Source organism: Nocardia sp. NPDC049526 (assembly GCF_044465765.1).
Classification (GTDB): domain Bacteria; phylum Actinomycetota; class Actinomycetes; order Mycobacteriales; family Mycobacteriaceae; genus Nocardia.
Map to the genome: position 1 here is coordinate 34180 of NZ_JBITMA010000006.1, position 23036 is coordinate 57215.

Here is a 23036-nt window from a genome sequence, read left to right on the forward strand (position 1 = left end):
GCTGGAACGGGTTTCGAGGATGCCGGTCAGCAGAGTCGCCGGCCGGCAGCGGATGACGTGAGCACTGATGCGTTCTTGGGGGCGAGGTAGCCGACGGCGATGTCCTCGGCCGAGAGCTTCGGATCCGAGCAGCACAGCGGGTATTTCCCGGCGAAGTCGGCTTCCGCGTTTCACTTTCGCCGCGTCCACGGCGTGGCCTTGGGGGGCCCATCCGAGGATGGCGTCGAGCGTGGGTGTGGCTCGTTGCCGTCGGCGTATCGCCCGCGCTCGGGGTCGATGGGCCGCGCGACGACCCAGCGGCCCGGTTGACGGCGATCCACCCAAGCGAGGGTGTCGCCGCGTCCGGCGGTGATCTGTGCGATGTTGGCCAGTGCTTCGGTGGGCTGCCCGGTCGCCGGGTCGTAGCGCAGATAGCCCTGATGCACGGCCTCGGTGCCGGCGAAATCCACTGAGTCGGGGAACTCGGCGGGGAATCGTTTGCCGCCGAATGCCTCGGAGGCGGGATCAATGCCGTGGCCGAGCCGCGAGGTGAAGCGGCTCTGTGCGCCCGGCTCGTCCGCTCCGAGAATGGTCACCAGATCCCGCCCCGATGCGGCGACAAGGACATTGTCCGCGCCGATACCGAGCTCTGCGGCATGGCGGACGGTGGCTGCTCCTGGCGAGCCCGAGACGGTGATCGTGACGACCAGATAGGCGAGCTTCCCGTTGCTGCCCGCATAGAATATGACGACTGAACCGTAGCTGTGCCCGTAGAGCCGGGTGACAAGCCGGTCGGGTCCGGCGGTTCCAGCGAGACTTCTGGTGGCGTGGAACGCCGTGATGTCGCACAGCAATCGGTCCCCGCCGATCCGCGCGCGGCGTCGGAAGGCGGCTTTCACATAACCGGTGTTCACCGGCCCGGCCGGCGCGTCGTATCCGATCCAGATGATCGATGCCAGCTCGAGCGACGGATCTACCCGCAGCGTCTCCTCATACAGGTTGCGCAGCGGCTTGAACTGGTAGGCCAGCGAGGAAGACGTCGTATTCGTCCCGGGCACATGCCAGTTCACCGTGTGCGCGGTGTCCACATTGCCGAGCGCGGCGACGACCTTTCCTTTGCCGTTGAAGGCCGTGGCGTCGTAGGCCAGCAGGTGCACGGGCGGACTGCCCGGCAGCTGCGCGGCCTGTCGGTCCAACTCCTGCAAGTGATTTCGGGTGTGGAGCAGGTTGCTGAACTGTTTCCGCTCGGCGTCGGTGAGCTCGGTCCGCAACCAGTTGAGCAGTCTCTGGCCAGCTGGCTTGCGGGCGATCAACTCGTCCAGATCGCGGCGGATCGACAACCGGTTGGCGTGGTCGCGGACCGTGGCGGGAAGACCGTCGGCGTTACCGATCTGGTGTGGGTACACCCGGATCAGCGCCCGCTGCATACTGCTCAACCCACCGGGTGCGGCGGGGTCACTCAGCGAGTCCCACCACCCACCGTTCTCGGTCGCACGGCGGCGTGCGGAGCCCGCGGTCAGGCGATATCCCCAACGCTGCAACCTACCCGCGTCGTCGAATCCACCCGCGCGTAGCGCCTCGTCGGCCAGCCGCCGATGTTCGTCATCGAAACCGCGATCCACCGGCAACGAGCGGCGACGGTCGTCCGCGCCGCCGGCGCGCACGGAGCCGGTGCCGTTGTCGTCGTCCGGACGCCCCGGCTCCTCCGACGAGGCGGTCGCTGGATAGGAGCCGCCGGGGGTGACGGGGCCGCCTCCGCCCGCCTGGTCAGCAGGTGGCCTGTCTTGTTGCAGCTGGCCGTCGAGTCGTCGAAATCGGCTAGCGGAACCTCGACGGCTGCCCGTGGACCGTTTGCCCGACTCCGGTGGATCCTGCCGGTCCATCCAGTCCGAGACCGCGTCCAGACATTCGTCCGCCGTATACGTTTCGATCTCCACGAGATGGTGTCCGCGCTGCAATCTGTTTTTGTCGTAACCGGTTTCGTCTACGGCGGGCATTCCCGCACGGGTCGCGATCCACCCCGCGACGTGCCGGACGACCTCGACCGCACGCAAGGCGCGCACGGAATCGTCGGGTTCGAAGGTGGCAGGCGAGGTCGCCGGTCCGAACCGGTTGACCAGGAGTTGGCGTTCGGCGGCCGTGAGTTGGTCGAGTGCCGTTTGCAGATCGGCGGGACTTGCCACGGTCAGCGCGGCGGCAAACACCGCCTGCGACCGGTCGTGTTCGGCCGCGAGGGCGGTCACCCATCGACGAGCGGCGATGAGCGCCATGCTGCGAATCACCGGTGTATTCGCTCCCGCTCGCAGCCGGCGTAGCGCTCCCTGATGAGCCGGGCTGAGCCCTTGGACAGCGCGTTCCATCTGCTCTGGGCTCGCCGCAGCCAGCAGTTCGCGTGGATCCGGCTGGTCGGCGCTCGTCACGGCGGCATACATGGCTGCTCGGAAGCGGTCGGACACCGATGTCGTGGACGGCGGGTCGGCAGGACGGCGGGTCGCCACCAGCTGTGCCCGCTGATTTCTGAGCTTGCGGCGGACACTCGCCAGGTGCGCCCGCACATCACGCACGGAAAGATCGAGCGCCGCCGCTATCTCGTTGTGTGTCATGCCTTGCCGCACCAGAGCGAGTACTTCGGTCTCGCAGGCGGTGAGCTGGACCGGGCCGGGCGTGTTGCCGGCTGGCCACTCCGGGACCATGTCCGATGGTTGTCTGCGGAGTTGGTCGTCGGGGTGCGGTTCGCCGATCACCTCAGGCGACCAGGGCGTCGTCTGGCCCGGTACGCGGCGTCGTGGTGGCTCGTCCTGTTCATGTGGTCTGCTGCCGATCAAGCCGCCAGGGTTCGGACTGCCCTCGCCTGATTCCGAATCGCCGCTTCGCACAGGTGGCTGAACCGGCTCCGCGCTCATCGTGGTCCACGGTGTCGGCGGTACCGAATCCTGTCCGCTCGCGGTGACCCCGGAGGATCGACGCTTGTCGAACACATTACGCAGCCGCACAACGGAATCGGTGAGAACCTCTGCCGCCGTCGCGGCCGGCACACCCAACCGCGCGGCGACGTCAGCCAGGGGTACACCCTGCACCAGATGCAGCATCACCAACCGCTCCGCTGTACCAGGATCAGCCATATCGCCCAGCGCGGCACGAACCGTCACCGCGAAATCGGTATCGGAAAACCCGGTAGAAGCAGCCGGATCGGCCAATTCCCGATTCCGGGACCCACTCTCGCCGGTGATCGGCGCATCCAGTTGCAGCGTTGGCCGAGCCAGAATCTCCCGCGCCAACACCACATCGGCCACTGTCAAACGCACTGCGCGCGCAATCTCGGCATCATCGAGAACCTCACTCGCAGAAACCATCCTCCCGATCTGCGCTTCCACCCTCCGCACAATCCACCGGGTGCGATTGTCGAGATCCGGGAACCGGCGCGCGAGGCGATGAGTGCGGACTGCTCCGCGACCGCTGGCCCAGGCATGGGCGGCGAACGACGAAGATGGGATATGAGTGTCGATCGCGCTCAAAATCCCCATCCACGCGGCCTGTTCGGCCTCATCACGGACATCCAGAAATTCACAACGCACCAACGCATTCGGAACCCACGCGAACCTTTCGCAGATCTCATCCCGAATCGCTCGTTCCTCCGGTGAACCGACCCGACTGACGACATACCGATTGAACAGCGCTTCTTCATCCCGATAACCGGACCGCTCGAAGCGACCCGCATAGAATTGCTCGACGGCCTCCAGCAACACATCACCATCGACACCCAGCACCTGACAGATCTGCCGCAATTTCCTCAGCCGCGGAAGATACCGGCCTGTTTCGATGCCGGAAATGGTGCTAGGAGGCACCCGCGACCGCCGTCCGAGCTCGACCGCCGACAGACCTTTGTCACGGCGCAGGGTCGCGATCCAGCGCCCCAGCGACTTATGCGACGCGGGATCGACATCGAGACCGAAATGACGGGCGGCGGCCCGCAGCAGCTCATCACCGACCCCTAGCACATCGCAGATTCGCCGAAAATCCGTGAACCCCGGCACGAATTTTTCGTTTTCGATACGGGCGAAAAGATCCGAGCCGACCCCAATCGCCTTCGCGAGCTCGATCGCGGTCAGATCCCGATCGTGGCGCAGGGCCACGAACCAACTACCGGGCGCCTCAGGATCGTGCGCAGTGGGCTCGAGATCCAGCTCGAGATCCGGATAGAACCTGCGAGTAGCCGCATCGAGGACTTCCGGCGCAACCCCCAGGGCCCGGCACATCCGCCGGAAGACAATCGAGCTCGGAATGTAGCCGCTCTCGATTTTGCTGACATATGCGCTCGTTATGCCCGCGGCTCGGGCCAGCTCGGCCTGGAACATGTCCCGGTCATGGCGCAACGCCGCAATCCAGCGACCACGCGCGTCAGGATCGTACGCAACCGGATCGAGATCGAAATCGACATCGGAGTAGAACTCGCGGGCAGCCGCAGCCAGCTCTTGCTGCCCTACGCCCAGAACGCGGGCAATCCGCAGGAACAATCCAGGCCGCGGACGCCCCCCGTTCTCGACCTCCGTGATGGACGTCGGGTCGACACCGACCGCGCGCGCGAGGCCCGACTTGTTGATGCCCTTGGCATTTCGACGAGCGGTAATCCAGCGACCCGGCGAATTACGTTCAGCCACATCGGTTTCCGGCTCGACACCCGGATCGAACTGTCGGATGGCCTCGCTTATGGCCGCACCTTCGAGCCCGAGCGCTCGGCAGATCCGCTGAAAGGTGCCGAACGACGGCTTCTGGTGCCCGGTCTCGTAATTGGACAGTGCGCTTTTCTTCAGGGCCGCCGCGTGCGCGAGCTGTTCCTGCGTCATCCCTCGGTCGAGCCTCAGCGTTTTGATCCATACGCCCCGCGCGGTGTCCGTCTGCGAATCGTCCTCATGTGGCCTGCTGCCGATCAGCCCACCTGGATCCGGATGATCCTCTTGTGGCGGAAGATCGACCTCGAGATCCGGCGTGACCTGCGGTGGCTGTCCAGTGGTGACGTAGTCGTGGATCGCCCACTGCGGCGACCCGGCTGCCACGCCGTGGATGTCGGCCTCGGCGAACCCGACAGCGAGGGCTTCCGCGTCGTTGAGTACCGTCTTGGCTTCGTTGACGAAGGCGTATCTCGGCAGTCGAGTGAGCCAGGTCCACCAGGACTCTTCGATGAGGCCGTGGTTCGACAGTTGTCCCCAGGTCTGCGACAGCGTCTTTTGCAGGTTCTTGGACAGTCCCTCCACGGCATCGATCGCATGAACGAACTCGTGCACGGCATTGTGGTGAAACGGCCTGTCGCCGACCGGATTCAATCCGAATTCGAGGAACCGGATTCCGCGTTCGACAGTCTGTGCCGGGTTGGCCGCATCGCGCAGGCTGAACCGCATACTGAGGGTCCGGCCGGCCGCTGCGGGGTCGGCATAGTTGTGGGTTCTGGGGCTGGTGGCTTCCCAGTCGGTGTAATCGATCCGCAGTTCGCGGATATTGGTCCGGTCCGGGAACCTGGTGAACATCTCATCCAACCCACCCAGGATCTCCTCGACGACATGAGCGGGCACATCCGGATGATCGAACCCCACCACCGTGACGTGCGGATAGTTCAGATTGAACACCTCGACCAACCGCGCCTTGGCCTGCGCTTCCACATCTAGTCCGGCGCGATGGGCTTGCTCGCCGAAGGTGTGCACGGCGTGCCGCTCGACCTGGGTCAGTGCTGTCAGGTACTCACCGTGGATATCGAGCAGCGCCGCTCGGTGTTCCTCGGGCATCGGAAAATTCGAGATCCACGTATCGAGATGCGACACCTGCTCCCGAATGGCCGCGACCTCCCACGTCGGCATAGCGTGGTCCAACCACACCAGGCGACCGTCGATGCGCCGCACAAACGACGACGCGAACACACCGGTCTGCGTGACGTCGAGGTCGGATCCGGCGCGTCTGCCCATCACCTCGTTGTCGGCCACACTCCACTCGCGCGCCGTCCGGCGAGTCCCGGTCACCGCATCGAACAGGCCGAGCCGCAGGGCCGAGTCCGAGTCCAGAACCTCCGGGTCCACAACCTCGACGCTGTCCCCAGGGCGCCCAGGCGTGAGTTCCCGATAGATGCGGTCGTCCTCCAGGTTCAGCATCGCGTGGGCGACCGGAGCACCCATCATGATGGCGACCTTGGTCTGCAACACCTGCACCAGCGCGTCTACCGGATCGGCATAGGTCTCCTTGAACACCCGCACGCCATTGTCGAACGTCATCTCCTCGACACGCACCCCCCGCGCATCCTCGACCACGAACCGTTCCGCAATACCGGATTCCAGGCCCGCCAGCACCAACTCTTCGAACCCGGGACCAGCAAACCCACGCTCACCAGGAGAATCCTCGAACGGTCTGCTACCGATCAGCCCAGTGCCCAAGTCCGGTGGATCATCGTGTGGTGGAGTCGTTTCGCCGAATTCGGCGAGTAGGCCATGAACCGCGGACGTCACCGTCGGTGCGAAGTCGGGCAGGGTCGCAATCCGCCCGGATTCGACATCGCTGGTGCCAAGGAGCCGGGCTTCGGTGCTGCGGCCGGAGATGATCCGATCGGTGACGACTCCCTGGACGGCGGCGGCGAGGAGCCGGGCGGTGTGGTCGTCGATCTCGTAGACGGCTGCGGCGAGGTGGTCGGCCAGCATCATCCGGTGCCGGTCGTGCAGTGGGCGGTGTGTACGGAGGTCCAGGTGTAGGACGCGGGCCTCGTTCGGGTGCTCGGCCAGGGCGGCGAGGTAGGCGCGGACGGCGGTATCGAACCGGGATCGGATATCGCCTCCCGCGATGCCGGGCATAGCCGCCCGGGACGCGGTTCGCAGACGTTCGAGAGCTTCGTCGCAGGCGGCTTCGAATCCGGTCTCCTTGTCGGAGAACAACTTCCGGTATGTCTGTGCGGATACCCCGGCGCGCCGCTGGACCTCCTCCAGCGACATCGCGGTAAAGCCCTGTTCGGCGGCCACCGCGATCAACTGGGTCGAAATCCGCTCCCGCTCATCGGGTTTCGACCGTTCGAACGGCACGACGCGTTGCTGATGTAGCTGTGCGACATCGACCTCGGCAGCGGTGGACTGCGCAGCCAATGTCGTCGTGCCATTCCGGAAGAGAGCGGCGAGACCGCTGCGTAGGCGCGGTACGGCGGCGTCGTCGCCGGTCGCGACCCAGTCGGCGAGGGTCCCGTGGACCGCTGCCGCGAGGGCGCGACGCTCCGGCGTGAATACGGTCGTCTCGTTACGCACAGTCGCGACCGTGTCGGCGATCACCACCGTCACATCCGCCATCACATCGGCACGGACGGCGGGGTCGAGGGCAACGCCCTCGACCAGCAGCATGCGCGCGGTTGCCGGTCGCGCAGCCAAGGCGCTCACATACGTGTTCACCGCCACTGCGATACGGGCGGCGAGGTCCTGCGCCGCGCCGCGGACCTCCTCGTCGACCATGTTCCGCAGATCGGTCAAAGCCTCGTGATGCGCCGTGCGGAAGGCACTGTCGGTGCTGCGGAAGTAGTGATGGAAGGTGGCGCTGGAGATCCGCGCGCGGTGGCAGACGTCCTCGACGGTGGTTGCGCTGAATCCCTGGTCGGACACGGTCGCCACGAACGCCCGCAGAATGCTGCTCAGCGAATCATCCTGCGGCACAGCAGTTCTCAGGGACGAGAACATCCACTCGTCGGCGTCGGCCGCTGCGAGCCGGATGGACCGCGGATCCTGCGCCGACGCGAACACAACACCCGCACCGGCGAGAACCGCCGCCCGCACTGTGCGATCGGTTTCCATCGCATCGGCCACGGCGAGTATCCGCAGGTAATCTTCCTCTTCGCCGCGAGCCACCAGACTGCCGGACTCGAACGAAACCTGGGTCCGCAACTGCCCGATCTCCGGGCGAGCGTGCGGATCGGTGTTCCGTGCGGCGTGTACGAGCATCCTTGCACTGTTTTCGCGGGTGTACGGCCGCATCAGTCCCTGCAACTCGCGGGCCGCCGCCCACGCACCGGGCAGGTCGTCCAGTACGGACCCGAGTCCCGCTACCCAGTTGTCGATCGGCACCTGGGCACCGAGAGGCTGTTCGACCAGGTTGAATCGTTCCGCCAGGTCGCGGTAGTCCCCCAGTTCGGCAAGGAAACGACCCACTCCGCTGGATGAAGAAACAGCGACCGGCACACCTTGCTCGATCGCCTCGGTTGCTACCCCGCCGAATCCCTCGGCGCGCGACGGCATCACCACGATGGTCGCCGCGCGGATATCGTCGCGCAGCTTCCTACGGCTCGCTGTATGTGGCCGCACCTCGACCGCATCCGCGCCACCCGCCAGCCTCGCCAACTTGGCGCGGGCGGCTTCGACGCTGTGTTTCGGGTAGCCCCGCACCATCAGCCGCACATCACGTCCCTGCGCGCGCAACCGCCGCACTACCTCGGCGGTCTCCGCAGCACCTTTCAGTTCGTCGTCCACCCGGCCGAACAGCAGAATCCACGCCGGGTCACCGGGTGCGGGCTCCGGTGGCTGCTCGGCTACCTCCAGACCCGGCTGTAGTTGGTGCACCGAGCCGTGCCCCGCCATGACAGCCGCCGACAGTGCATCCGTGGCCAGCACCGGTCCCAGGCCCGTCACCAGATGTGCACGCCGAGCCAAGAAGATGCGGGCCGCGATCTCGGCGCGACCGTTTTCCGGACTGTACATGAGGGTTTCCCACAGCATCGGTGTCAGATGGTGGACGCTCACAAGTCTCGCGGCGGGGTACCGGGTCCGGGCCTCCAGTGCCGCTGTGAGGCCGTCGTCCTCGGCATGCACGATCACCAGATCCACCGACCACGGCAAATCGTCCGGGCCTCCGTCGAACCGCTTCCACCGACTCGCCCCAGAGACACGGTCGCGGTCGCCGTACACCTTCACACCCGAGAGCCGGGAACCACGCGCGATCTGGCCGGCCGAGACGATCACCTCGTGCCCGGCCGCCGCCAGCCCCCGACACAGCGCCCAGTTCACCGTGGACAAACCGGTCCAGCCCCGGCCCCAAACGCTGCAGCACACCAGAATCCGCTGTCTGGTGAGGTCGAGGCGAACCTGATGCCGGACCTGGCCCTTCGGCAGAGGAGCGGCGCTGTCGACGTCGATGCGGCCATCCACGTCGGACAGCTCGCGGCGCAATTCTTCCGCCGTCACACCGGGGGCGGGATCGGTGGCGTCCGGTCGGCTGTAATCCAACTCGGCGAGCAATCGGCGCCGACCGTCGGCTTCTTCGGACGAGGTCACGACCAACACTGCATCAGCCCGGGCACGGGGCAGGGTGAGTTCCGCGAGCCGCGCGATCGCATCGATGTTGCCCTTGCGCGCCCGTGCGGAGCCCGATTCGGGCAGTCGCGCGGCGACGGCGTCGGCGAGGGTGCCGGGGTCCGATGCGTCGGTGCCTGGCCCGATGACCAACTGCCAGCCGAAACCGCTGTGCTCCTCCCGCATCTCGGCCGCGTGCAGCCGGGAGTCACGATAGGCGTCCACCGGTGTGTAGCCGGGGTCGCTCGCCAGCCGGTCGGCGATCTCCCGTGCTTTCGCGGCGTGGTCGCGGCGCATGTCACGGTTGGCCAGCAACCACCCCTCCGGCGGCCGGTATCCGCTGTCGGGGTCCACGAAACCGGCGCGGTCACGTAGGCGGTCGATGAGGGCTTGGCGCTCGCCGACATCATTGCCCCGGTCGGACTGGACCCATCCAACGACAGCGTCCGGCTCCGACAACGTCTGCAGGCCCGCGGCGGCCACCCACCTGGCAACGCGCATCGCCGTCTCGAACTCGCCGCCGGTGATCTCCCCCAAGCGCTGCCGCATCTCGTCGATGGCCGTGGGTGACGCGATGGTCTGGGTCCCGGTCCGCGCATCGAATCCGATGCCGCTCACCGCGAATCCGAGCACGCGGGCGGTACTCGGGGCACAGCCGTGTGCCAGGGCACGGGCGTGCAACAGTTCCGCCGACCTCACCGTGGCCCGCAGCTGCGGATTGCCGCCGTGCCGCCCGCCGCCGCCCGCGAGATCGCTCCAGGCGTCCGCGATCATCGCCGCCATGATCTCGCCGAGGTCGGCGCCCTGCAGCACCCCGTTGTCCAGGACGCGGCGCAGGTCCGCGGCCACCCGCATCCCATCGCCATAGCGGTTCGCCGCGCCGGGCTCCCGCAGCTCGACGGCGGCGTCGTGAATGTCATCGGCGCGACCGGTGTCCGCACGGCCGTACAGCCTCCGGTTGATGTACAGCCCCTCGGCCACCAACCGCACGCCACGCCGGACTTCCGGATCAGCGAGCTGTTCTGGCGGCACCCGCGATCCGAGGATCTCGGTCACCTCATCGATCTCCCGGCCGATCACCTCCACAGGCAACGGCCGAGACGCCGGGCTCAGCAGGTCGTCGGCGCTCCCGTCCGCCGCAACATCCCCCGGCCGACCCGGCTCCGACATCCACCCGCCCGGGCGATCGCCCGGATTCTCCGATGGCCGACTACCGATGCGACCACCGGGCTCCCGGTGTTGCTGTTTGTCGCGCGTGCTGGTCGGCCCGACGAGGTATGCGCATTCGGAGACGTCGTAGCCGTTGAATATCGTGTCCGAAGGATCGACCCGGATCGGAGTCAGTTCGGGGCGCGCTTCGGCCAGGTACCCGTACAGCGCTGGGCGATTTGTCGCCGCGCCGCCGCAGTGACCGTCTATGACGATCGCGAGGCGACGTCCTAGGTCCGCGGCGATCCCGTGCGCCCAGTCGGCGAATTCACTGTAGAAGTCCGCGACGGAGACGTGGTTGATATACGTCTCCAACGGATTGAGGCCGCGGATGAGGAGGAGGGGCTCACCGGATGCGCTGGTGGTCTCGATGAGCAGAGCCGCGCCCGCCAGAGCGGTGCGCGCCGTGTCGTCGGGATTGCGGACCATGATGACGGCGGTCATATTCGGCATCACCTCGGCGATCGAACGATACCTACCCGCCCAACAGGCACTGGCAATATGCCCGGAAAGCTCGAGCAGCGGCCCCCGCGTAGGAACGAACCGCAGCCGAGTGGTATCGCTCGAGACTCCGACGCCCTGGGTGCGCGCTATCGCTTCGTCCAGCGCAGCGACACTCGTCATCCGTCTGAAAATTTGTGCACCTCGTCGGTGCGAGAAATACTGTGCGAACACTTCCTGGTTGGTGATGTGCTCCACAAATTCCCGGACGATAGTGACATCCCGCAGAGTGGGTTCGCCTGCCCCGATATATTTCAATCGATCGACCCATTCCGGGTGCTGCTGCATTGCCCAGGAAAAGCAGATTGTCCGCAGGTCGTCATGCAACTCACCAACACGAGCCAATCGCTGAAAATTATTCTCGAAATCCTCGAGTGAACGCAGCGCTGGAAATTTGTTCGCGGCCTCATCTTTTGTCGCGATGAGTTGCTTCAACTCCTGTGCACGAGCCAGCATATTCCGACGCGCCACGTCATTCATGGGCGAGCCGTCGGCGAGCCTGCCCGAAGCGATGGAATTCTCCAACGTACCGGTGTGGTCGGCAATGTCGCGTCCGAGCTTGTCGAGCAGATGGGTGATCGGCCGCCGCGTGCCCGTCAAGGCCGAGCGCGCGTCCTGAAGATTCTTCGCCAGCCGGGCGAAACGTGTCAGCAGGTCCTCGGTCCATTGCGGCCCCGACTGACGGTCGCGAGTCCGCAGTTCGACGACTTCGACCACACCGCTGGGTCGATACGCGTCGGCCATCGGTGCGATGCGGCCTTGCACCCCTGCCTCGTGGTAGTGGCGGAGCAATTCTCGCAGCGACGCAATGTCATGGTGCCCCCAGTCGGACGACTCATAGTGAGTGACGTCGATCAGCAACCGGGCGAGGAAGTCCGAAGTCTGTACCTTCGCCAGACTCTCGGCCGACAGCACCGCACCTTTTACGTCGGCCACGAAGGAGCGCGCAATGTCTTTCAACTCACCGAGGACCGCCTCGCCTGAACGCTGCAAGCCGAGTGCGCTTCGCTCGGCACCATCTGCACCGTCCGCCAGCACATCGCGAAGGCATCGGGCAAACTCCGGCGTCACGTCCCGGACGAACTCCATCGCCGCGCGAATCGTCGGTGGCCGCCGACCGACAGGCAACTCACCCACCATCTCCACATAACAAGCGAATTCGCGACCGCTCGGGCCTCGGATGTAGAGGTCCTCCACGTCGCGCAACTGCTGCGCGGTGAATGTCACCTCCGCCCGCACATCGTCCGGAATATTTGCGATTTGACGGGTCCGCAGAAACACGTCCGCGAACTTCCGACGGACCGAATCGGGGGAGAAATCATCGAGGGAGGCCAGCACGTCCCAGGCTCGATCTTTGCCGGGTGGATTCTTCGTCACAAACCCGTCGAACATCGTGAGCAGACGCAAATCCACCGTACCGGCCGGAATTTCCGCGACTCGTCGCAACTCCCGTCCGACGGCGTCGAGATCGGTCGCAACCTGTTTCGACATCCGTCTGCGGACATCGGATTCGAAATGTGAGTTGTTCTCGTAGATCTTGCGCAAAGCGTCGCCGATCTCGGGGCTCGCCAAGAATTCGACTCCGGCGCCGATCGTGTCACCACTCCAGTGACTGGAGTTCACCATATCGAGCAGGATGCTGGGCGCCATCGGAGTCGAAATCACGTCCACCAGCTCGGGACTGGCGGCAAGACCGATCTGAGTCTGCAGCCTGTGGAGGTGAAGGTCGAGCAGATCCCCGCCGCCCAGGTCGGCATTCAGCTCGGCGAGTATCTTGTCGCGCTCGAACTCGTCGGTGAGCAGGTGAAAGAAGTGGACTATCCGGGTGTGCTCGTCGGCTGGCCGTCCGGTCAGCCTGCGGACCAGGACTTCGATGTCGTCCGTGCTCAACGACAGCCGGGATCCGAACCGCGCGAGTTCCCGTGCGGCTCCCGTCGGCGGGACCACCGGATCGAACGCACCCAGTGCCGACGAGAAATTCTCCTGGAACCACCCGTGCACCATGCGATTGGCATCGGCGAACTCGAGTTCACCACGGGTCAGCCAGCGGACATCGGTGATGTACCTCCCGTCGACCTGCGCAACGGATTGTTCGGACGCATCGACCACCACCATGCCGGATTCCGTGATCGTCGACGGACCCGCGGCACGCACATCCAACGCCGCCGCCTCGAGTGCGGACGGCAGCCGCCACACGCCCCGCCACCCGTCGCGGAAGACCTCCTTGACCATGAGGAACCGCTCGACTCCGGTGGCATCGACATGCCTGGCCAGTGCATCGGCAGCCGGTGACCGGACACCGGGAAAGCGTTGCCCGAGAAGGTCGATGATGTCCTGGCCGGAAGGACCGCGCGGGACAAGGGTGATCGGCGGGGTGCCGAAAACCTGCGCCAGTTCATTGTCCAGTAGTTCGGTGAGGGTGGCGAGCCGGGTTTCGTGGTGGTGAGCCTGGTCGGTGACATCGGCGATCATGGTGAGTTCGCGGAATGCCTTCGCCCATCTCCGGATGTTCCCGTCGTCCGAGAAATGCTCGTAGCCGTCCAGCTCCTGCTTGCTCAGCTGGGCCGGGTCGCGGCCGACGGCGGCACGAAGTTCCGCCGTCGCGACTTCGAGCAGCCGGTCGAGTCGGATTCGGCTGGTCGAGCCTGGACGGACGTCGAACCACACCAAACCCTGAAAGTCGCAGGCCATCTGAAGGTCGGCGGTGTCGATCGCGTCCAGAGCATTCTCATGGACTTCCAGCTCCGCGGTCAGTGCCTCCAGGCGGTTCGCCAACGTCTTGCGGGTCCTGGCCGCACGGTCGGCCGGTTCGACGCGTCGCATGATGGCGCTGCGCTGCTCATCGAAACGAAGCTGTCCCGACAGCTCGTCGAGGCAACCGAGACGCCAGGCAAGCAACGCGACGCGGTCGGCGCTTTCCAAGACCCCGCGGCTCACCACGAACCGTTCTGCGGCCGAGTGCACCACGCCGGGTGCGTGGCGATGCGCGTCGCCGATGCTCGTCCACCCCATCAGCTCATCGACGTACAGATCGTTGTCGGTCGGATTCGCCAGTATGCGGCGCTGATTGAGCTGTGCCCACACCTGCCGCCGACGCGAGTCGGCGGCCGGCTCGTCGGGCCGCAGCCGCAGCAACTCGGCCAGCCGGTGCCGATCGACGACCTGGCGAGTCGCCCAGTCCAGCAGCACCGGCGAACCCGGCCGCAGCAGGACCGTTGACAACGGCTCCCCGACCATGGCATTCAGCCAGTTGCCCGTGACGCCGTGGTACTGCTCGGTGCGATGCCGGTAGCGCTCGTATGCCGATCCCGACCCTCCTTCCGTCGGCCGCGCTCCGATCAGGCCGTCCGGGAAATCCTCGCCACGCACACCTGTCGATTCGCCGTCGACCAACGGGCGCTCGGGACCTTCGGGACCGAGGCCGATCCCGAATCCCTTGTCCCACTTGCCTGTCCAGTCAGCGGGGTAGTACGGCGGCCAGTCACGGGTCAGGGCAGCTCGGGCGGTGTCACCGGGCTCGACGCTGTCGGGGTTGACCTGGTTCAGGTCGATCTGCACCAGGCGGTCGTCGCCATCGTTGCGGACCATCACCAGATCCACACCGCTGCCGTAGTCACGAGCGGGGTTCTCGACGGCCAGCAGCGCAAACGTACCCGGTCTGCCTGCCAAATGCGTCGCCACGTCTTCGGGCCTGCGGAACACCGCCGACCAGTCGGCGCCCACCCTGGCCGCGAGTTCTTCGCCGGGCGCGCCGACAGGAAAATCAGGACCCGCCGTTGCCTCGACGAGGCGCACCGGGTGGTCCGGCATCAGATATTTGACCAACCACAGCATTTCGGACACGGTGTCACGGCGGTCGCCTTCCAGAAGGCGGACCAGAGCACTCCCGTCCGTCGCGGAATCGGCCACCTTGTCCTGATAGAACTTTCGCGTGGCGGTGATATCGGTCAGGTCGGCCAGCCTTCGATGCCCGGCATCCGAGTCGGTTTCGCCGGCAACGAAGATCACGACAGACCGGCGTCGCCCCGGTTCGAGCTGCCGGTCCGAGGCGAAGTCGTCGACGACCCCATCGACGTCGGCGCCGAGCAGATCGACGGTGCCCGAATCAACAATGTGCTGATCGGTGATGTCATCGACGTCCGGCACCAGATCCGGGTCTCCCATGGTAAGCACCAGGTATCCGGTGTCCGGGTCGAATGCCCACAGATACACCTCGGGTTGTCCGGACATCCGGTCGGCGCGTTCGTCGGCACGGGCCAGCACGGCGCCGATGGTCTCGAGGTGGGCCAGTCGCCGCCGTCCGGCGTCGTCCAGGTTCGACCGGCTCTCGCGCAGGCGCGCCAACTCCTGAGCGAGGCGGTAGCGGCCGGCGCGGTTGCGCCACCGCGCCGGTATTCCTCGCAGCTGTGAGGTCAGGTCACGCCGTTGCCGCACGAGTGCCGCCCGCTGCGGCCAATCCATGCGGAGATATGCCGCGGACGAGACATCACGGTTTACCCCGTTGGCGATCAACGATCGGAACAGGCTGTAGACCTGCTCGTCCCTGCGCCGCCGCGCCAGGTCGTGATCGTCGGGCATTCGGAGTTTCGCGTTGATGTGCACGGTCCCCAGATTCTCCGACCGTACTCGGGGGTTGCCTGAATCGTCTTGTTCGACAATGGGTTTCAGTTGTCGGATACCGTAGCCGGTACTGCGGAGCTCGCTGCGCAGCTCGAGGTTGTGCAGCAACATGTCGGTTACCGCGTCGTCGTGCCGGCCGTCCTCGGCTATCACGACGACGGTGTATCCGGGCAGCAGCACGGTGTTCGGTGTCACCTGCCGCGCGCCGGGATTGCGGCGCAGCACGTCGGCGGTGACCGTGGCGATGGCAGAGTGGTCGCGTGCATCCTGTTCGGCCCACCATTGCGCGACCGACTCGGCCAACCGCTCGACCTCCGCGATCCGTGTCTCGACCTCCGCGCGCCTGCCTGACCAGTCGGCGGGCCTCTCGGTAGGGCTCGGACGAAACACCTGGCGGTCTATCTCCGCGCTTTTCTGCGCAGCCTCGTCGCGCAGGTCAGCGATCTCGGACGACCAGCCCGCTCGATCCAACATCTCCGGAAGGCTGATCCCCATGAGGCGTCCGCCGACGCGGCAGCGCATCTCCGACAGGCGGCTCGGCCGTACGAACGTCACCACGGCTTTCTCGAAGTAGCCCGGGTCGCCATCCGTCTCGCCGATGACGACCTCGGTAAATCCTCTGCGGTACGCCATCTTTCCGGTGAACGTCGCGCGCGCCGCGTCCTCGGGTGACAGGTTTTCCCGGATGCCCGCATTGAACGTGGTGAGATTGTCTCCGAGCATCATGTTGTTCTGGACCCAGAATCCCTCGATTCCGTGGACGATGTCGCCGACCTCGCCCCACCCGTCGGCGAACATCACCCCGCCACGCGGCGTGCCTTCGGCGGTAACGATGATGTTGCGGATGATTCCGGCGCGATTGACCTCGCTCGTTACTCCGACGTAGACCCCTCGGTCATTGACACTGTCGACAACCTCATAGGAATTCCGATACTCGCCGACCAGCGCGTAGTCGACCAGCCACTCCATCAGCTGGTACAGGTTGCGCACGTACCACTCTCCGCAGCCCTGGCTCTCGAACGCGGCGCCGAGCTCGCCGAACCGACGCCACAAGGGCAGGAGATCGGCAAACGACTCGTCGCCGACAAGGCGGAGCGCGACCGCACCCACCGTCGAGAAGTGCCTGGCAAGCGGACCCAGCTGGGACGCCAACCACCGGAAATCGGGGCTATTGCCTTGCGCTGCCCACCTTTCCGTACCGGCGGTGACCAGGGTCGGGATCGCCGCCGTGAACTCGCCCCACGGTCCCTGGCGGTCTCCCGGCGCATCCGCCCTAGGCTTGCTGTCGGCGATGCTTTGGTGGGGGCGGCTGCCGACCTGATCACCCGGTGCCCGTGTATCACCAGTGTCGGCCTTCATACTCGTCGCGAGTTTCCGAGCGCTGGCTGTGGTTGCTTCTGCCTGGTAGAGGCGGGCGAGGGTATCGGAGAGGGGGAGGCTTGTCTTGGTCCACTTGCCTTGGATGTTGTGGATGAGCCGGCGAGTGTCGGTGGCGGCGGCACTATCGATGTCTGCGCGTATGTCGGCTCGGCCGACGAATTCCCTGGCCTGCTGCTCGGCCTCCTCGGGTGTCAGGTCCACCAGAGCGGTCCGGCGCTGCCTTTGAAAGGCTGCTTCTTCTCGTTTTTGTCGGTATTCCTCGTAGCACGACATGACGAATCGTTTCGCGTCCCGCGTGGTATCTGGACTCGATTCGACTCGGTCGATCAAGGCGAATGCCTGCTGCAGCTTCCGTGCGTTCGCCGTATTCGCTTCTGCCCGATACAGGTCGGCGAGACTGCCGGGAAGGCTGATCTGTACCCGGTCGGCATAGCGGGCCATATCGCTGACGAGTGCGGCGGCCCTGCGAGCGGCGGCGTCGTCGACAGCACGGGGCGCCGCAGCGCTGCCCGCGTATTCCATCGCGGCCTGCTCGGCCTCCTCGGATGTCATCCCATGTTCGTTCGCGGGGGCGGTCCAGCGCTGCTCCGGTAGTGCCGCTTGCTCTTGCTGTCGGTATTCCTCGTAACACTTCGTCACGAAACGCTGTGCGTCCTGCGTGATGTCGGGGCCACTTTGGAAGCTGTCCACCACGGCGAGGGCCAGGAGAAGGGCCTCCGGCGCGGCCGGGGACGTTTCGTGTTCCTGTGCGGTTTCGAGTGCGGGCTCGGCCGGGTCGGGGGTGTCGTGCGGGCGGCTGCCGATGCGGGCGAGTTCGGGCGCCACTGGAATTCTCGACTCGTCGGACATACCCGCGTCGGCCCTCGACGACAGATCCGGTGTGCCGTCACGGCTTGTCGGCCGGTCCTGAAGTATCGAGTCGATTTCCTGCACCATTTCCGCATCGACCGTGATTCGCTGGAAGCGGGGCAGGGTTTCGGCAGCGGTCGCATCCCCGCCGAACTTGGCGACGGGGTTGCCGTCGCGGTCGAGGTCGATGGTCTCGAAGGATTGCTTGTCGCCGAGCTTCCAGAGGAATTTCCGCTCTTGTTCCTCCCGCCAGGTGCCGAACGGGACGGCCTTGTCCAGCAGCGCACGACGGTTTCGGAGGTCTTTCGGGCCGTAGTCGGCGCCGGCATCGCCGCTCCGGGAGGCCGCAAGATCGACCACGACCAGGTTCGGAGCCTCGCCGGGCTCGCTGTCATTGACCACCAGCACCATGTGGGCTTCGGCATCGGCGACATCTTTGTCCTTGGTGTCGGCGACGCTGTCTTTCCATTTGTAGACCAGGCTCGCAATGCCTCCCGGCCGAGCGTTCAGCGATTCGGCCACATGATCCAGGGATTCGGCCTTCACGAGTGGGGCGCCGAACACTCTCGTGAGAGTTTCGCGGCCGTGGCCGGCCAGTTCGTAGGACGGCATCTCGATGTTGCGTCGGGTCAGCACCCGCACGCCGGTCACGGCGTTGTTGACACAGCTGTTCGGACTGCGGCGGTGGATGGCCACGACCAGATCGAGCAGGGCAGCGGCGGCCAGGTAGTGCGAGGCTGCGGCGACAATTTCCGCGGCTACCGGGTTCTCGGCTACCGGGTCCACCTGAACAGGGTTCGCCGATATCCGGTCGGCGTCCTCCCGGGCGGCTTCGTGACCGGCGGCATCAGGCTGGTGGGTGCCCCCGGCGGGCAGGTAGTAGCCGACTGCTTCGCCCAGGATGTCGCGAGCGATGGCGGGGGTGATGGCGGAGGCGGGGTAACCCAGCGCCTTCGCCAGGTCGTCTCTGGCTTCGGTCAGCACGGGGTAGATATTGCGCATGCCTTCGGCACCGTCGATATCCTCGATATTCGTAACTATCGGGCCGAGTGTGTCGGCAAGCCGACCCCGCCGCTCTACCAGCTGGTCCAATGTCTGCTGATGCAGAGCCGCGTGCTGCGCGATCGTCGCGGGTGCGGTCGCCTCGACCTGCTGCCGCAACGCCTCCACCGCGGCGGGCGGTAGACCTGCCTGTTCCAGCAGCCTGGGGATCGCGGCCGAGGTCGCCTGCCCAGCGGCGGGCGGGCCGTCGGCATCGTCGTGGTCGAGCACGGCGGCGGCCGAGGTAACGGCCGGTGGGGGGATCCCGAGCAGCCCGGCCAGCCGCGTGGCCTGGTCGGACACCTGGTCGGGCTGATCGGTGCCTGCCGGGCCCGAGTACCACCGGGTTTCGGCGGCGGCGAGTGCGGCGGCGGGGTTGACGGTGGTGTGCGCGTAGTGGCGGAGAAAGTCGGCGGTGGCGTGGCGGAGAGCACGCTCTTGCAGTTCGGGCACCAGCGAGCGGAGCTTGTGGCCTGCCTCGACCAGGTTGTTGTGGTTTTCCGGGGTGGGGTCGGTGCGATGAGCGGCGGTGGCTTGGTCATAGTGGACCACCGCCTCGCGTACTCCGTGCAGGTGCATAGCATTGCGGATCAGCGCATCCTGCGGCGACACCAGCGTCTGCGCAAAGCCGCGGGCACCGTTGCGCGCGGTGCGGTTCGTGGCCTGCTCGTGGACGTAGGACTGTTCGGGGACTTCGGTCATCCATACGTGCATGCCACCCTTGGCCTGCACCGCCTCCGACACCGAGATGTCGACGCCGCGCTGGCCTTGCCGGTTGATCACCAGGATCTTGCCCTGCTCACCGGCGTCGTCGAAGATCTTCTGCAACTCCGCTTCCCAGTCGGCGCCCCACCCGGCGATCCGGTCGGCGTCGACCGCCTCGATCACCTCCCTCGGCACGCCCTCGCGCACCAGCGCCGCCACCTGCCTGTCGACCAGGTCGTTGCGATGACACAAGATCTCCTGGAACCGACCCCGGCCTGCGTCCCACATCCGGTGCGCGTAGGCGGCGATGGTGTCCAGCTTGATGCGGGTGTTCGCCACCACCTCGGGGGCGCCCTCGATCAACCGATGTGTCTGGGACCGGCCGACCTGATGCGCTTGATCCAAACCGTAGATCTGCTCCAGTACGGGGTTGAGGTCCGCGAGCGTGCCCGAGGCGCCGGTGACTTCGTCGAAGAACTGGCCTTTGCGATAGATTTCGACCGCGTTGATGGTCTTGGCCGAGTCGGCATCGGCGCGCACCACGATCTGGTGCTGCTCGGGGCTCATCCCGATGGCTTCGGCTGCGCGGATCTCTTTGGCCTCGACGGCTTGGGCGAGGCTCGCCTTGCCCGGCTCGGCGCTCCACCGTGATTCGCTCGAGGTCACCGGGTTGCGTTGCAGCCCGTGTTCGCCCTGATCGACGATGACGATCTTGCCCGCATCCATCACGTAGTGGGTTTTGTTGCGGGTGGTGAACTCGGCGGCAGCGGCGGTCTCGAGCCGCGCGGACCCCGGCCCGTCCAGCCACTGTTTCCCGCCCGGCAGCGCCTCGACTTTCGCCCGTCCCTCCGGCGTCAGCTCCGCGTGCCCGTCGTACCAGAATTGGACCTCGGGGGTTCCGTCCTGGTACAGGCCGACTTCTTCGATGATGCGCGTGAGACCGAAATCCTCGTGCGACAACGCGCCCTTCTCCAACGCGTCGGCGAGGAAATCGTGCGCGGCGAACACCTCGCGTGCCGTCGCCTCCGGCGCGACCTGCTCCGCCCCTTCCGACCGGAGGAACTGCCGCTCACCACGGTCGATGATGCCGTCCATCTCATCGATCAACGCGTGGCGCGGCGGCCGGTGACCGGCGTTGCACAGATGCCCCACCGTTTCACCGGTCGCCACCACGATCGCGGGCCGACCGTCGGTGACCGGCCCGAAACCCTGCTGCTGATCGGCGCGGAACACGTCGATCCCGAAGTCGGTCAGCAGCTGTCCATACTTGGTGAATTCGCGGTGGGCCAGTCCATCGGTCGTCGTCACCAGCAGACACTCACCGTGACGTACCGCTCGCTGCATCGCCGCTGCCATGAACATCAGCGACTTGCCCTCGCCCGGCTTCATCTCCACCGGACGCTTGTCCAGCGCGTACACCCCCTCCGCCTGCTCGACCCGCAACACCATCCCTGCTGGCAGGGCGTCGCTGATCGTGCCGCGCCGAATGATCTCCGTCGTCGCGATCATCGACTTCCGCGCGTCGTCGTCGAACAATCCGGCCTTCAGCACCTCATCCGGAAGGTTGCACAGCCGCAGCTGCTCCGGAATGTGATCACCGGAACTGGCGTGGAAATCGGCCAACAACTCGACTGCCTGCTCATGAGCGCTCGGCGCCGGCGAGCCGGCGCTGTCGACCGAATCCGCACCCGGGTCGCCCGACACCTCGTCGCCCGTTTCGCCCACCAGGACGCTGCGCTCCCCCTCGGGAGCGTGGACCGCATTGTCCGCGGGAGCGTGCTCCTCATTCCCCGGCAACAGGTGTTCACCGGCAGCAGGCGTTTCGGGCCTGTCGCCGGTACTCGGTGCCGGACGGGCGTCACCCGGGGTCTCGTGGCGGGTTTCATCTGTGGCGGCACTCACCTTCCCGGTGTTGCCGTGCTCGTGATTCCCCGGTGATCGGTGTTCACCGGCGGTAGCTGTTTCGGGCCCGCTGCTGACCTGACGGGCCGGGGTGCTCGTCGAAACCTTGGGTGGCGCCGACGTTTCCCCACCGGCCTCGACCGGTCGTGGCGCTGTCGCATTCGTGCGCGGAACCGATTCGCCCCGGTGCGGACCCGCCACCGGCGCACCCGTCTCCGAACGCCCCGCCGACCCGGCGGCGGAGTCGAGCCTGGCCGGAGCACGGCCGGTCGCGTCATTGTGCGGCGTCGAGGCCGATGCCGCTGGCGAGCGCGATTCGCCGGACTTGACCGGCGTGCTGTTTCCGTGCCCTCCGGCCGCGGATACGTCCGCCCGCTCGCCCCCGGCAGCCACCGTATCCGGAGCCGCCGCCCACGCCGCCTTCGCCGCCGCCCACGCCTGCTGCGATTCCGCGGACACCTCGACCGGTGGGAGGGCCCGCGCCGCGGTCTCCTCGCTGCGCGCGGCGGGCAGGTCGGGCCGAGTGAAAGCCCCACCGCCGTCGGGCACCGCCCCCGATCCCGGGCGAGCGGCGGCGTGTGCGTGGACTGCCCCGGCGAAACCGCCGTTGAGCAACGGCGCCAGCACGTGATCGAAATGCTCCGGCCAACCGGTCACCAAGGATGCCGCACCCAAACCCGTCACCGCGCCCGCAGTGCCATGCATCAACCCGAGCACCAACCTGCTGCCCTCGATCCGGGGAAACACCTTCGGCGCGACTCGGCCCGCGACCATGCCGCCCACCGCACCACCCGCACCCGACAAGGCCGCAACTTTGATCGATGTCAGATCGATACCCGTCGGATTCACACCGTCCGGTTCGATCACGGCGCGGGTTCGATCACCGGACACGACCTGCAGCGCCTGCACGCCCGCATCGACACTCACGGGCAGCGCGGCGGCCTTACCCAACGTGACAGGCAACCGGAGCGCCCCCAGCGCCGACAGCCGGGCGGTCGTCCGCGTCGCGCCCGCCCTGAACGCCTGGTCCAGGCCCGCACGCATCGCCGCGACACTGGCCCGCCCCTCGACCAGCATCGACTCCGCCACCGGCATCGCCGCAACTTCCCCGGCCGGACCAGCCGCGGCGGCAGCGGACAGCACTCCGAAGATCCGCCACGCCAACTCGATCCCGAAGATGAACATCACACACAGCGTCTTCTCCGCATCGTTGGCGGCCGCCTGCACCTGATCGGCCAGGGCCAGCGCGTCGTCACCGAGCCTGGCCGCCCCATCCCGGTGCAAACCCAATGTCTCGCGCAGCCGTTCGCCGAGCACGCCGAGCGAATCCTCTTGTACCAGTAGTTCTTTCGCTTCCTCCGAATGATCGCTCAGCGCAGCTGCCTTCGCCCGGAACTCCGCAGCCATCCGACGCATCCCGGAAATATCGGCACGCGGCAGCTCTCCGCCGAACACCACCATCTCGATCGGACGCCGCACCACAGCAGGCAAACCCTCGAACGAGTTCCGCAGCTCCACGACCGGGTTCAGTGACCACGAACCGTCCACCGGCAC

General features: G+C 66.4%; 1 protein-coding gene. It reads right to left on the bottom strand.

All coding sequences use genetic code 11. The features are described 5' to 3' along the window. Positions 1 to 170 precede the first annotated feature (170 nt). On the bottom strand, positions 171 to 23030 hold the full coding sequence (locus ACIBW7_RS19905) for a helix-turn-helix domain-containing protein (RefSeq protein ID WP_397048256.1): 22860 nt from the start codon (positions 23028 to 23030) through the stop codon (positions 171 to 173). Positions 23031 to 23036 lie beyond the last annotated feature (6 nt).